The following is a 13183-nucleotide window of genomic DNA, read 5'->3' as shown; positions in this document are numbered from 1 at the left end:
TATCCTGCGTGTCACGCAGGCACCGTCTGAAACATTTGATAACTGCTGGGCAGACCGGCAGCAAGGTGGAAAGAATGAAGGCCGCTATACTAGCTGAAAATTTGATCCCCTCTACGAACCGATGCGTTCAATTGCCACATTGCTGACCCTTGTCACCCTCACCGGCGCACTCTCACCCGACGCGATGGCCATTGGGCAGATCGATCCTTTCGACACCCGGAAGATCACGCCGCCTCGCCCACAACTCTTCCCGACGGAAGACGGAACCTACACCCCGTGCCAGGCGCCGCCCGCCGGAACGATCTACAGCGTACTTGAAGTCGTCGACCTCGCCTTGTGCCGGAACCCGAAAACTCAGGAGGTCTGGGCCAACGCACGGGCTCAGGCGGCCCAGGTCGGTGTCGCGCAATCCGCTTTCCTGCCCAATCTGGACGGCACGCTAAACGCGGGTCGCGTGCATACCCGTGACGAAAACACCAATCTGCGCAGCGCCTCGCTTACTCTTTCGTGGCTGCTTTACGATTTTGGCGCGCGTACGGCCAACCTCGAAAACGCCCGACAACTTCTCAGTGCCGCCGCCTCGACGCTGGACTCCACGGTGCAAAGCATCTTCCTGGCCGCGCTCCAGTCCTATTACAACGCGCAGGCTGCGCGCGCCGCCGTGATTGCCGCAAAGGAATCGGAAAAGGCCAGCCTCGAAAGCCTCACTGCCGCCGAGGTGCGCTACAGGGTCGGCACCGGCACGCCGGCCGACCGCCTGCAGGCGCAGACGGCCTGGTCGCAAGCCACACTGAATCGAATCAAGGCCGAAGGTATCGTCAAGATAGCAATGGGCACGCTGGCCAACGTGATGGGCCTCGATGCCAGCCAGCCATTGAAGCTCGCCGACATCCCGGAAATTACCCCCAGCGTCGCGTATGAGCGCGACATTGACGCCCTGATCGCCGAAGCACGCCAGCGGCGCCCCGATCTGAAGGCCGCCGAAGCGCAACTCAAAGCCGCGCAGGCCGGCGTTGACTACACGCGCACTTCCGGCCTGCCAACACTATCACTCAGTGCCGGGCCGGCCTGGATTGACTCCGGCAACATAACCGGCAACGAAAGCGCAATCGGTCTTACGCTCACGCTGCCGCTCTTTTCCGGCTTCAGTACTAACTACCAGGTGCGCTCCGCACAAGCCAAAACGGAGGTAGCTGGCGCTCAGCGTGACAATGTCAACTTGCAGATCGCACTCGACGTGTGGAGCGCCTACCAAAGTCTGACGACAGCGACGCAGGCGATCAAGACAAGCACCGATCTGCTGGTCAGCGCCGAGCAGTCGGAACGCGTCGCACTCGGCCGCTACAAGGCCGGTGTTGGCAATATACTGGATGTGCTGAACGCACAGAGCGCCTTGGCGGGCGCCCGGCTGCAACGCATTCAGGCCACGCTGGACTGGCACGTATTTCGCGCCTCTCTGGCCAAGGCCGTTGGCCTGCTCGACGCCAGCCTGCTGAATCCTGCTGCGGGAACAACTGCCCAATGAAACCGACACTCAAGAAGACTCTCATCGCACTCATTGCCCTTGCCTTTGTCGGTGGCGGGATCTTCTGGTATCGCAGCAACGTGGCACTGGCGCCCGAACAACGCTACAAGTTGCAAACCCTCGAAAAAGGCGATCTAACGCAGATGGTTTCGGCCAACGGCACCCTGAATCCGGTTGTGCTGGTCAATGTCGGCACGCAGGTTTCCGGTACCGTCAACAAGCTTTACGTCGATTTCAACGACAAGGTCGAAGCAGGTCAGCCGCTGCTCGAGCTCGACAGTTCACTGCTTGCCGCGCAATCACGTCAGACTTCGGCCAACGTCATCAACGTCAACGCCTCCCTTGAACTTGCGCGCGCCAACGAATCGCGCATGAAGTCACTCTTCGAACAGGAATACGTCTCCCGCCAGGAGCTTGATCAGGCGGTGCAGGCGCGCAAATCGGCCGAAGCCCAACTGGCACAGGCCCGAGCGGCCGCCGACAAGGATCGCGTCAACCTCGCCTACACAACCGTCCGTTCGCCGGTGTCGGGCATCGTGGTCAACCGTGTCGTCGACCTCGGACAGACCGTTGCAGCCAGCCTGCAAACGCCAACGCTCTTCCAGATTGCCCAGGATCTCTCCGAAATGCGCATCGACACGAGCTTTGCGGAAGCCGACATCGGCAGGATCAAGGCGGGCCAGACGGTTCGCTTTACCGTCGATGCTTTTCCAAGCCGGACTTTTGAGGGCGAAGTGCAACAGATCCGCCTCAATGCGACGACACTGCAAAACGTCGTAACCTACAATGTTCGCGTATCGCTCTCCAACCCCGAACAGATTCTGCTGCCAGGCATGACGGCCTACGTGAATATCGCAGTGGATTATCGCCAGGATGCGTTGCTGGTGCCAAACGCTGCACTGCGTTTCAAACCATCCGATGCCGATGCCATTGACAAGGACAAGACTGAAACAGCGGCTTCTGAAAGTCGCCCCGGCGGGCCGGGCAACGGCGGCGGGAAGCCAGGCCGGAAGAAAGGCGACACGGCCAACGGTACGGTCTATGTCATCAGCGACGGGGCGCCGAAAGCGATCAGCGTTCAACTGGGCATCACCGACAACCGAAATACCGAAGTCGTTGGCGGCGCTCTCAAGGCGGGCGACCGCGTGATTACCGGCGAGATCAGCGGCAACTCGGGTGGCAAGCCAAGTAGCATCGGCATGAGGATGTTCTGATGGCCGACGCCGTCGTTCGTGTTTCCGGTCTTGGCAAAACGTACGCGACGGCAGCCGGGCTGTTTCCAGCACTCAAGGGCGTCGATCTACTCATCGATAGCGGCGAGTTCGTTGCCATCATGGGGCCGTCGGGATCGGGAAAATCCACATTCATGAACCTGCTCGGCTGCCTCGACACGCCAAGCAGCGGCTCCTATCACCTGGTCGGCCGGAACGTCGCACAACTGGACAGCGATGAACTGTCGGCGCTTCGCAACCGGACCATCGGTTTTGTCTTTCAGGGGTTCAATCTGCTCCCGCGCATGAATCTTGAAGACAACGTGGCTCTGCCGCTGGTTTACTCCGGCGTCGAGCGCGAAGTGCGGCGTGAGAAGGGCCGACAAATGCTCGCCCGCGTCGGACTCGAAAGCTATGCAAAATCACTGCCTTCGCGCATCTCGGGCGGGCAGCAACAGCGCGTCGCCATCGCCCGCGCGCTGGTCAATTCGCCACAACTGATACTCGCCGACGAACCGACCGGCAATCTGGACAGCCATACCGGCGAAGAAATCATGTCGCTTTTCGAAGCGTTGAACCAGGAAGGCATCACCATCGTACTGGTCACTCACGAATCCGATATTGCGGCGCATGCCAAGCGCCAGGTGCGCTTTCTCGACGGACACATAGTCAGCGATCTGGCTACCTCGCGACGGGAAGAGCTAGCGTGTTAGGCAACATGCTCGGCGCGATGCTTGGCGAGGCCTGGCATGCCATGGGCGCCAATCGCCTGCGAACGATACTGACCATGCTCGGCATGGTGATCGGTGTCGGTTCGGTGGTCCTGATGATGGCGATCGGCCAGGGCGCGCAATACGCCGTTGCGCAAACCATCAGCACCATGGGCAGCAACCTGTACATGGTGGTTTCCGGGTCAACCAGCGCTGCCGGCGTGCGTAGCGGCAGTGGCGCCGGACCGACCCTCAATGTCTCCGACGCCGATGCCATCGCCGAGCTTGATGCCGTCACGTATGCAGCACCAATCCACTACGGCAGGCAACAGCTTGTCTTCGGGTCGAACAACTGGAATTCAACGGTCGTCGGCACCACGCCTGCCTACCTGGGAGCGCGTTCCTGGACAATCGTCAGCGGTTACGGTTTCAGCGAAAGCGATGTCCGCTCGGCCTCGCGTGTTGCGCTGATCGGGCAAACCGCAGCCGAAAATCTGTTCGGCGCCGATGATCCAATCGGCAAGACAATCCGTATCCAGCAAAGCCCCTTCACCATCGTTGGCGTGCTGGGCAGCAAGGGGCAGAATCTCGATGGCCGCGATCAGGACGACACGGTAATCATTCCGCTCACCACGGCGCAGCGCAAGGTCTTCGGCACTCCGTTCCAGGGATCGGTGCGCGTGATCATGGTTCAGGCCGCCTCAGCGGATGCGATGCCAGTGGTCGAAAAATCGGTGACAGCCCTGCTTCGTCAGCGCCACCGTCTTCGTGAAGACATGAACAACGATTTCTACATTCGCAATCTGGCGGCGGCCGCCGATTCCGCTGCAGCCACCACACGCGTGATGTCCCTGCTGCTCGGCGCAATCGCTTCGGTATCGCTGCTCGTCGGCGGCATCGGGATCATGAACATCATGCTTGTTTCGGTTACCGAACGAACTCGCGAAATCGGCATTCGCCTGGCCATTGGCGCTCGCCAGAAGGACATCCTGACGCAGTTCCTGCTGGAAGCTCTGATGATTTCCGTCGCCGGATGCCTGATCGGCCTGATTCTTGGCATCGGAGGCGCGCTGCTGATCAACGCCATCACCAACATGGTGATCGTTATTTCAGGCGGCTCAGTACTCGTCGCCTTTGCGGTTGCCGCCGGAGTTGGCGTATTCTTCGGATTCTATCCCGCACGTCGGGCAGCCGCGCTCGATCCGATCGAGGCGCTGCGCTATCAGTAACCCAACCCGTTACAACACCAACAACATGCCTATCTACAAACTTGGAAACCACACCCCGCAAATCGACCCGCAATGCTGGATCGCCCCTAATGCAACGGTTATCGGCCAGGTGCATCTGGCGCGAAACGTCTCGATCTGGTGGAACTCGACGCTGCGCGGCGACAAGGACCTGATCAGCATCGGCGAGAACAGCAATATTCAGGATGGATCGGTGCTGCACACCGACCCCGGCATCCATCTTACCGTGGGCCGAAATGTCACGGTCGGTCACATGGTGATGCTGCATGGCTGCACCGTTGGGGATGGGGCGCTGATCGGCATCGGCTCGATCCTGCTCAATCGTTCGGTGATCGGGAAACACTCGCTGGTGGGCGCCAACTCGCTGATTCCAGAAGGCAAGGTGTTCCCGGAGCGCGTTCTGATCGTTGGCTCTCCTGGCAAGGTTGTCCGCGAACTGACGGACGAGGAAGTCGCTGGCCTTCCCGGAAGCGCAGAGCGCTATGTTGAAAACTGGCAGCGCTATCGGGAGGAACTGAATTCCATTTGACGGCTTCTTGACTTCGCATTCCCAACGGCATAGATTCAGTCCGTTCATCCCCTCAGGAGAAGGTTCGACAATGATAAAAACGCTCAAAAACACGGCTCTCATTATCACCTTGCTGATCTTCGCTGGGCAGGCACTGGCCGAAATCGTCATCGGTCAGGTTACCCCACTCTCCGGCCCGCTCGCTCCAACGGGTAGCCACATTCGCGCCGGCGCACAGCTTTACTTCGACGCCGTCAATGCGAAAGGCGGCGTACATGGCGAAAAGATTCGTCTGGTTACAAAGGATGATGCCTACAAAGCCGCCGAAACCGTGCGGTTGGCCAAGGAGTTGATAAATGAAGTGCAGCCTCTTGCACTCTTCGGCTTCGTCGGAACAGGCAATGCAGAGGCCATCCTTAAGGACAAGATTCTGTCGAATGCTGGCATCCCCCTGGTCATGATCCGCAGTGGCGCATCTGCGGTAGTGAAGAGCGGCAACCCGTGGCTGTTCATTACACGAGCCAGTTATGAGGCAGAGATAAACAAGATCATCCAGCAATACAGTCTCACCGGTTACCGCACCTATGCGGTTCTCTACCAGGACGACCCGTTTGGTCTCGACGTGCTGGGTAGCACCGAAGCATTGGTTGGCAAGTTCGACAGCAAGATTGTCGCCAAAGCCGGGTACAAAAAGAACACTACAGAGGTTTCCGAAGCGGTCAAAACAATTGCCGCCGCCGCACCGCATGCTGTGATCATGATCTCGAACACGGCGGCGAGCTCCGAATTTCTCAAACAGTCGCGGGCGGCGGGAAACAATGCTCAATTCATTACGATTTCCGTTACTGATGCCGCGCAGGTTGTAGAGCGCATCGGAAAAGATGTGGCTAACGGGCTTGCCCTCACCCAGGTATTCCCGGACCCGGAAAGCCGGTCCATTCCGCTGACGCGGGAAATAATGGAGAATTTTTCCAAATTCAAACCTTCTGGCGAAATAACTCCCAACCAAACCCTGGTGGAGGGCTATGTTGGCGCCAAAGTCCTAGTCGAAGGCTTGCGACGTGCCGGTCCAAAACCGACTCGCCAAAAGCTTCGCGATGCCCTCGAACAGATTAAGGATTATGACACCGGCGACCTGTATGTCGGCTTCTCCCCGACCAACCATTCCGGGGTGCACTACGTCGACATCACCATCATCAATCGGGAAGGCAAGCTTCTGAAGTAGACCTCTTCCTTCCGCTCTGGTCGCGTACAGGACGATAGATTCATGGTTTTTGGATGTAAATCGGAAAGATTGATTCAATATGTATGAGAGCCTGCTGTTAACCGCCATTGGCGTGTTTGTGGCCATTCTCCTGCTGCGTTCGTTCATGTTTCGCCGCTCTGCAGGTATCCGTTCGGCCCAGGAAGCTGAACGGCTGGCCGCCGAGCAAGCCGCCCGTCAGGAGGCTGGGCGTCTGGCGGCCGAAGAAGCTGCCCGCCACAAAGCTGAACGTATTGCCGCCGAGGAAGCCGCCCGTCAGGAGGCTGAACGTCTGGCGGCCGAGGACGCTGCCCGCCAGGAAGCTGAACTTCTCGCTGCCGAGCAAGCCGCCCGTCAGGAGGCTGAGCGTCGGGCCGCCGAGCAAGCCGAACAATTAGCCGCCGAGGAAGCTGCGCGCCAGGAGTACGAACGCCTGGTAGCCGAGAAAGCCGAGCGCAGGGAAGCCAAACGATTGGCCGCCGAGGAAGCCGCTCGTCAGGAGGCTGAACGCCTAGCTGCTGAGGAAGCCGATCGTCAGGAAGCTGAGCGTCTCGCCGCCGAGGAAGCCGCCCATCAGGAAGCTGAGCGTCTGGCGGCCGAAGAAGCTGCCCGCCACGAAGCTGAACGTCTTGCCGCCGAGCAAGCCGCTCGTCAGGAAGCTGAACGCCTGGCTGCTGAGAAAGCCTATCGTCAGGAAGCTGAGCGTCTCGCCGCCGAGGAAGCCGCCCGTCAGGAGACTGAACGGCTGGCCGCCGAGGAAGCACGAAGTCGAGCGCTTGCTGCGGCCTCTGGGACTGTCGCAAAAATCTCGAAAACTCCCGAGCAAACTGTGGTCATGGTAGCCGATGATTCAAAGGTTGTACGCATCAAGACAGGCCGGCTTCTTACGGCGCACCGTTTTCAGGTGCAGATGGCTGAAGACGGGCTGGATGCTGCAAGTCAGATCGAAGAATCGGTACCGGACGTGTTGTTGACTGACGTCGATATGCCGGGCCTGAATGGAATGCAACTGGTGCGCAAGCTGCGCGGAAATTCGCGCACCGCCCAGCTCCCGATCATCATGGTGACCTCGGACAGTGAGGAACTGCTTGACGAAGCCATGTCGGCAGGGGTGAACGTGGTGCTCGGCAAACCATACTCCGAAGAGCAACTGATTGCCCATATTGAACAGCTGATGATCATGAATGGTCAATCAGGCGTTTAAGAATGCGATGAGCATCACGACAACACTCACTGCCTGCGTCCGATTTGTCAAAGCCAGCCCCAGCCGTCTTGGTCCTTTCTCACTCATCGACTTATCCCTCTTCCTGGCTCTGATCATCGCGGCCGCACTTGGCTACAAGTACTCGTTCCTGCTACTACCCAGGGCCGACCTGAACCTCGCGCCTGTTGCCGGTTGCGATCTGCACACACAAGCGTGCCCGGTGGATATGCCTGGCGGCGGCCGAATCGAACTGAGTATCACCCCGCATCCGATTCGAGTTCTGAAACCCCTGCAGGTCAACGCAACGATGACCGGCATCGCGGTAAACAAGTTAGAAATCGACTTTTCCGGCGTCGATATGGACATGGGCTACAACCGCCAGGTCCTCGTATCCGACGGTAACGGACACTATGCCGGCGAAACCATGCTTCCAGTTTGCATCACCGGTCGCATGGCTTGGCGCCTATCTCTGATCATCGAAACCGACCGACAGCGGATTGCCGTACCCTTCGTGTTTGAAACACCTGGGCGTTGAGCGAAGCTTTGATTCAACCGATACCTGATAGCCAGCGCAACAAACAATCCGGCATTAACAACGCCGTGACTCAGGTTCGTTCAGACGGTGGCGCGACCTTGAACACCTCGGCCAGCGTGGTGATTCCCGCGGCCACCTTCATCGCCCCGGAGATGCGCAGGGGTTTCATCCCTTCGCGGTAGGCCAGATCGCGAATCTTGGCCACGTCGGCATTGTTCGTGATCGCCTGCTTCATGTCCGCTGACAGCATGAGAATCTCGTAGATTCCGACACGTCCCCGATAGCCGGTCATCCGGCATTCAAGGCAGCCTCCCGGCTGATGGAAATGACTGGGGCGATTGGCCTTCCAGGGGGCAACGAGACGATCCCACATGGCTTCATCCTCGGCAGTCGCCGGGTTCGATTTCTTGCACAGCGGGCAGAGCAATCGCACAAGACGCTGGGCCATGATGCCGAGCACAGTGGCGCTGATCAGGTAGGATGGAACGCCCAGATCAAGCATGCGCGTTACGGCCGCCGGAGAGTCGTTGGTGTGCAGGGTGGATAGCACGAGGTGGCCTGTGAGCGCAGCCTGGATAGTCACTTCAGCGGTTTCCAGATCGCGTATTTCACCCACCATGATGATGTCCGGATCCTGCCGCATCAGCGATCGCACGCCCTGTGCAAAATCCAGGTCAATGGAGTTCTGAACCTGCAACTGGTTGAATGACGCCTCGACCATCTCGATCGGGTCTTCAATGGTGCACACGTTGACCGCGGGCGTCGCCAATTGCTTGAGCGTCGAGTAGAGGGTCGTCGTTTTTCCGGACCCGGTGGGGCCGGTCACCAGAATAACGCCATTGGGACTTTCCGACATCGACTTCCAGCGTGCCTGATCATCCTCGGAGAAACCGAGATCTGAAAAATTGCGCACCAGCACTTCAGGATCGAAGATGCGCATCACCAGTTTTTCGCCAAAAGCCGTTGGCAGCGTCGAAAGGCGCATCTCCGCCTCTTGCCCATCCGCCGTTCGCGTCTTGATGCGTCCGTCCTGCGGCCGTCGCTTCTCGACCAGATCCATGCGCCCCAGGATCTTGATGCGACTGACCATCGCCGCCATCACGCTCATCGGAATCTGATAGACCTGATGCAATACGCCATCGATACGAAAACGCACGATACCGATCTCACGCCGCGGCTCGATGTGAATATCGCTGGCTCGCTGATCGAAAGCATACTGCCAGAGCCAGTCGACGATGTTGACGATATGCTGGTCGTTGGCGTCGAACTGGCGATTGCTCCGCCCCAGCTCGACCAACTGCTCGAACGATGACAGGCCCGCGCTCTGACCGCTCTGCTGCGAAGCTTTCTTGACCGATCGCGCGAGGTTGTAGAACTCGATCAGATAGCGTGCTACATCGACCGGGTTGGAAATGACCCGACGGATGTTCTTCTTGATGATCGGCTTGATTTCATTTTCCCAGTCGCGCAGGAAGGGCTCTGTTGTCGCAAACACGACCTCAAGCGTTGTGACCTGCACCGGGAGAATGCCGAAGCGGGTCGCATAAGCACTCGACATGACATCGGTTACCGCCGTGAAATCGATCTTCAGGGGATCGATGTGGAAATACTCCAGTCCGAGCTTGCCCGCAAACCATTCCGCAATGTAGTCGAGGGTCAACGGGCGATGAGGCGCCTGTAACGATTTCCACTTCTGTTCGGAAATGATGGTTAGTGGATGCGCAACCAGCCGCTTCAGGCGACACTCCGCAATCAGCGCATCGGCGTCGGCTTTCGGGACAAGTTCGTCCGCCACCATCAAGCCAAGGATTTCCGCTACCGTCAGGCGGTGTTCAGGAACAGTATTGGCCATCGGATCGGACATCAGAAAGCTTCCATGGAAGATATGGGCAAACTATACCTGACAAGCCGTGGGCGGCTCAATGACAACAACCTGAATCCAGTTTTCTCCTGACAGCTTCGGAAGTTTGCTTTTGGAGAGACTACAATCATCACTTGATACGCTGTTCTGATCAACAAACAGTATTTTCCAGATCTCGCCAGGAGCCTTCGATGAAAACCATGTTCATTGCCACCATGTTGACTGCCGCGCTCATCACCGTGCCCGCAATTGCGCAGCAGGGACCAGCCGGTGTCCCCGGCGCACCGGGGCTGGCCGAAACAGTCAAGTCTGCACCACCTTCCTCACGGCCGCGGCATCGACAGCGGGGCCCCGCTGATTGCCGTACGGCCAAGGATGTTGAGTTATGCACGGCGCGACAGGAGGCCCACAAAACGGCTCTGGAGGCCTGCAAGGGCAAGACCGGGGTGGAGCGCCAACAATGCATGCACGCGCAAGCCCAGAACCTTGACTGCACGAAAGCAGGCAACCCGCAACGATGCGAAAGTCGCAAGCACGCCTATGCCACGTGCAGTGCGCAAAGCGGCCCGAAGTTTAAACAGTGTGTGCAGCAGACGATGTCAACCGAGACTTGCAGAAAATCAGCCGACGCGGCGCGTTGCGAACTGCATCAGCAAGCGCGGGAGCGCTGCAAGAACCTCATTGGCCAGGAGCATCGTCAATGCCTACGCGACGTCCTGGCCCCAAAAAAGTAAGCAAAGGCTCCGGCGTGCTTCGCACCGAGAATCATTCGATTCGCCAACGGCGTGACCGGCACCATCGTAAGAGTATCCGTGCCGGTCAATCTTTCAACATACTCCCGAGCGCCAGATTTCCAGCTTGCGTTCGAACGGCAGGGTATAGGCCGGACTGGTCGAGGGCAGCACGCACGTAGCGTAACCAAGTTCGCGAAAGTAACGCTCGAACTTGCCGGAAGTCATGCCATTGAAACAGACGCGCTGCAAGTTCGGCGCTTCAATCGCCAGCCTTGAGAATTCGTTTCTTTCGGCGGCCTGTATCGCCGAATCGAGCGCGCCCTGGCGCTGACAACACCGATAGACGTCCCACACGCCGATGCGATGCCGGAGCAGACAACGCTGCTTTTCGGCGTACCCGTACGCAACCAGCGGCTCCCCCGTGATCGCTGCCATGATGCGCCAGAACTGGTTCTGCCGATGCGCGTAATACTGCTGCGCCGCCAGTGACGCTGGCGATGGAAAACTGCCGAAAACGAGCGTCCTGACTCCACTGTCCAGAATCGGAGGAAAACCCTCAAGCGAATCGGCAATCACGATTTCCGCTTCAAATCACCCCAATGATCGCCCGTAGCGCGAAGACACGCCGAAGCTGTACTCATGGCACGGCAAGGCGCAGTCGACGAACTCCGCGGCGATTAGCCATCCATCATTTGGACAGCGCCAGCATCAGGTCGTTGATGCGCTTGACGAAGCCTGCCGGATCGTCGAGCGTACCGCCTTCAGCCAGGGTCGCTTGTTCGAGCAGCAGATTTGCCCAATCGTCGAAACGCGATTCTTCGTACTTCAGGCGTTGAACCGCCGGGTGCTTTGGATTGATTTCGAGAATCGGTTTGCTGTCCGGCGCTTTCTGTCCTGCAGCCTTGAGAATGCGCGCCAGATTGCCGCCCAGATCGTGCTCGTCTGCGACGATACACGACGGAGAATCGGTCAGACGATGCGTCACGCGCACCTCCTTGACCTTCTCGCCCAGCGTCGTCTTGATCTTGTCGAGCAGATCCTTGTACTCATCGGCAGCCTGCTCGGCTTCCTTCTTCTCGGCCTCGTCTTCCAGCTTGCCGAGATCGAGACCACCCTTGGCTACGGATTGCAGGGCCTTGCCTTCGAATTCAGTAAGATTGCCGGTAACCCACTCGTCTACGCGCTCGGAAAGCAGCAGGACTTCGATGCCCTTCTTGCGGAAGATTTCAAGGTGCGGGCTGTTCTTGGCAGCCGTGAACGTCTCGGCGGTAACGTAGTAGATCTTCTCCTGGCCTTCTTTCATGCGCGACACGTAATCGGCCAGCGAGACTGTCTCGTCCGGCGTATCGGTATGCGTCGAAGCAAAGCGGAGCAGCTTGGCAATGCGTTCCTTGTTGGCAAAGTCTTCGCCGGTACCCTCCTTGAGCACGCGACCGAATTCTTTCCAGAATCTCGCGAACTTTTCCTTTTCGGCCGCATCTTCGCTGTCGGCCATGCTTTCCAGCATGCTCAGGACTTTCTTGACGCACCCGCCGCGAATCGTCTCGATGTCACGCGATTCCTGGAGTATCTCGCGCGATACGTTGAGCGGCAGATTGTTCGAATCGACGATGCCGCGCACAAAACGCATGTAAAGCGGCATCAGCTGTTCGGCGTCGTCCATGATGAAAACGCGGCGCACGTAGAGCTTGATGCCGTGACGGGCATTGCGGTCCCACATGTCGAAGGGCGCTTTCGACGGAATATAGAGCAGCTGTGTGTATTCCTGCTTGCCTTCGACCTTGGCATGCACGTAGGCCAGCGGTTCTTCGAAATCATGGGCGACGTGCTTGTAGAATTCCTTGTACTGCTCATCGCTGATTTCCGACTTGGGCCGCGCCCACAAAGCGGAAGCCTGATTGATGGTTTCATCCTCGTCGGTTTCGACCTGCTCCTTTTTCTCTTCGTCCCACTTTTCTTTCTTCATCAGGATGGGCAAGGTAATGTGGTCGGAGTACTTGCGTACCGTTTGGCGCAGTTTCCAGCCGGAGAGGAATTCATCCTCCCCTTCCCGCAGATGCAGGGTCACTTCGGTTCCTCGACCGGCCTTCTCGACCATCTCGACAGTGAACTCGCCCTCGCCCGCCGATTCCCATCGAACAGCCTGATTGGATTCCAGTCCGGCGCGTCGCGAGATCACGGTGACCTTGTCGGCGACGATGTACGAAGAATAGAATCCGACACCAAACTGCCCGATCAGATGCGCATCCTTGGCCTGATCGCCGGTCAGTGCGGAAAAGAATTCCCGGGTACCGGACTTGGCGATGGTGCCCAGATGCTCGACCGCTTCGTCACGCGAAAGTCCAATGCCATTGTCGGAGATGGTCAAGGTACGTGCCGCCTTGTCAAAGGACAGGCGAATACTC

At 58.4% G+C, this 13183-nt stretch carries 12 protein-coding genes; 9 read left to right on the top strand and 3 right to left on the bottom strand.

The window, feature by feature from the left end:
• Nucleotides 1-121 precede the first annotated feature (121 nt).
• The 8 genes from PROAA_RS09915 (at nt 122) to PROAA_RS09880 (ending at nt 8183) form a co-directional block, all read left to right on the top strand.
• The gene (locus tag PROAA_RS09915; protein WP_186411185.1) at nt 122-1525 is read left to right on the top strand and encodes a TolC family protein; all 1404 of its coding nucleotides are present in this window, start codon (nt 122-124) and stop codon (nt 1523-1525) included.
• Nucleotides 1522-2739, top strand: a complete 1218-nt coding sequence (locus PROAA_RS09910) for an efflux RND transporter periplasmic adaptor subunit (protein WP_186411184.1) — start codon at nt 1522-1524, stop codon at nt 2737-2739. The genes PROAA_RS09915 and PROAA_RS09910 overlap by 4 nt, the downstream gene beginning before the upstream one ends.
• Nucleotides 2739-3449, top strand: coding sequence for an ABC transporter ATP-binding protein (locus PROAA_RS09905; RefSeq protein ID WP_186411183.1), 711 nt, complete (start codon nt 2739-2741; stop codon nt 3447-3449). The genes PROAA_RS09910 and PROAA_RS09905 overlap by 1 nt, the downstream gene beginning before the upstream one ends.
• Nucleotides 3443-4675, top strand: a complete 1233-nt coding sequence (locus PROAA_RS09900) for an ABC transporter permease (RefSeq protein WP_245664235.1) — start codon at nt 3443-3445, stop codon at nt 4673-4675. Before PROAA_RS09905 ends, PROAA_RS09900 begins: the two co-directional genes overlap by 7 nt.
• Before the next feature lie 25 nt (nt 4676-4700).
• Nucleotides 4701-5222: a gamma carbonic anhydrase family protein gene (locus PROAA_RS09895; protein ID WP_186411182.1), complete on the top strand. Its 522-nt coding sequence runs from the start codon at nt 4701-4703 to the stop codon at nt 5220-5222.
• 70 nt (nt 5223-5292) lie between these two features.
• Nucleotides 5293-6426, top strand: a complete 1134-nt coding sequence (locus PROAA_RS09890) for an ABC transporter substrate-binding protein (RefSeq protein ID WP_186411181.1) — start codon at nt 5293-5295, stop codon at nt 6424-6426.
• A 79-nt stretch (nt 6427-6505) separates the two neighbouring features.
• Entirely contained in the window at nt 6506-7648 is a 1143-nt protein-coding gene (locus PROAA_RS09885; protein ID WP_186411180.1) for a response regulator, read from the top strand.
• Between the two features lie 7 nt (nt 7649-7655).
• Nucleotides 7656-8183 carry a hypothetical protein gene (locus PROAA_RS09880; protein WP_222102202.1) on the top strand — a complete coding sequence of 176 codons (528 nt, stop codon included), beginning with the start codon at nt 7656-7658 and terminating at the stop codon, nt 8181-8183.
• Between the two features lie 70 nt (nt 8184-8253).
• Here the strand turns inward: PROAA_RS09880 and tfpB are convergent, their stop codons facing one another.
• A complete protein-coding gene (tfpB, locus tag PROAA_RS09875; protein WP_186411179.1) occupies nt 8254-10047 on the bottom strand; it encodes a type IV pilus assembly ATPase TfpB in 1794 nt (597 codons plus the stop codon).
• 188 nt (nt 10048-10235) lie between these two features.
• On the opposite strand from tfpB, the gene PROAA_RS09870 reads away from it, so the two are divergent.
• Nucleotides 10236-10778 (top strand): hypothetical protein, encoded by a 543-nt coding sequence (locus tag PROAA_RS09870; RefSeq protein WP_186411178.1) that lies wholly within the window; start codon nt 10236-10238, stop codon nt 10776-10778.
• A gap of 93 nt (nt 10779-10871) precedes the next feature.
• On the opposite strand, the gene PROAA_RS09865 is transcribed toward PROAA_RS09870, so the two are convergent.
• The gene (locus tag PROAA_RS09865) at nt 10872-11354 is read right to left on the bottom strand and encodes a DNA-deoxyinosine glycosylase (RefSeq protein ID WP_222102201.1); all 483 of its coding nucleotides are present in this window, start codon (nt 11352-11354) and stop codon (nt 10872-10874) included.
• Nucleotides 11355-11466: 112 nt separating this feature from the next.
• The coding region (gene htpG, locus PROAA_RS09860) for a molecular chaperone HtpG (protein WP_186411177.1) at nt 11467-13183 on the bottom strand (1717 nt) is incomplete at its 5' end.

It is taken from the genome of Candidatus Propionivibrio aalborgensis (assembly GCF_900089945.1).
Lineage (GTDB): Bacteria > Pseudomonadota > Gammaproteobacteria > Burkholderiales > Rhodocyclaceae > Propionivibrio > Propionivibrio aalborgensis.
The sequence above is the reverse complement of the archived record's forward strand: the minus strand, read 5'-3'. Positions and strand labels throughout refer to the sequence as shown.

Coding starts and splice junctions, on each gene's coding strand:
- PROAA_RS09915 (WP_186411185.1), top strand. CDS start 122: ATGCGTTCAATTGCCACATTGCTGACCCTTGTCACCCTCACCGGCGCA.
- PROAA_RS09910 (WP_186411184.1), top strand. CDS start 1,522: ATGAAACCGACACTCAAGAAGACTCTCATCGCACTCATTGCCCTTGCC.
- PROAA_RS09905 (WP_186411183.1), top strand. CDS start 2,739: ATGGCCGACGCCGTCGTTCGTGTTTCCGGTCTTGGCAAAACGTACGCG.
- PROAA_RS09895 (WP_186411182.1), top strand. CDS start 4,701: ATGCCTATCTACAAACTTGGAAACCACACCCCGCAAATCGACCCGCAA.
- PROAA_RS09890 (WP_186411181.1), top strand. CDS start 5,293: ATGATAAAAACGCTCAAAAACACGGCTCTCATTATCACCTTGCTGATC.
- PROAA_RS09885 (WP_186411180.1), top strand. CDS start 6,506: ATGTATGAGAGCCTGCTGTTAACCGCCATTGGCGTGTTTGTGGCCATT.
- PROAA_RS09880 (WP_222102202.1), top strand. CDS start 7,656: ATGAGCATCACGACAACACTCACTGCCTGCGTCCGATTTGTCAAAGCC.
- tfpB (WP_186411179.1), bottom strand. CDS start 10,047: ATGTCCGATCCGATGGCCAATACTGTTCCTGAACACCGCCTGACGGTA.
- PROAA_RS09870 (WP_186411178.1), top strand. CDS start 10,236: ATGAAAACCATGTTCATTGCCACCATGTTGACTGCCGCGCTCATCACC.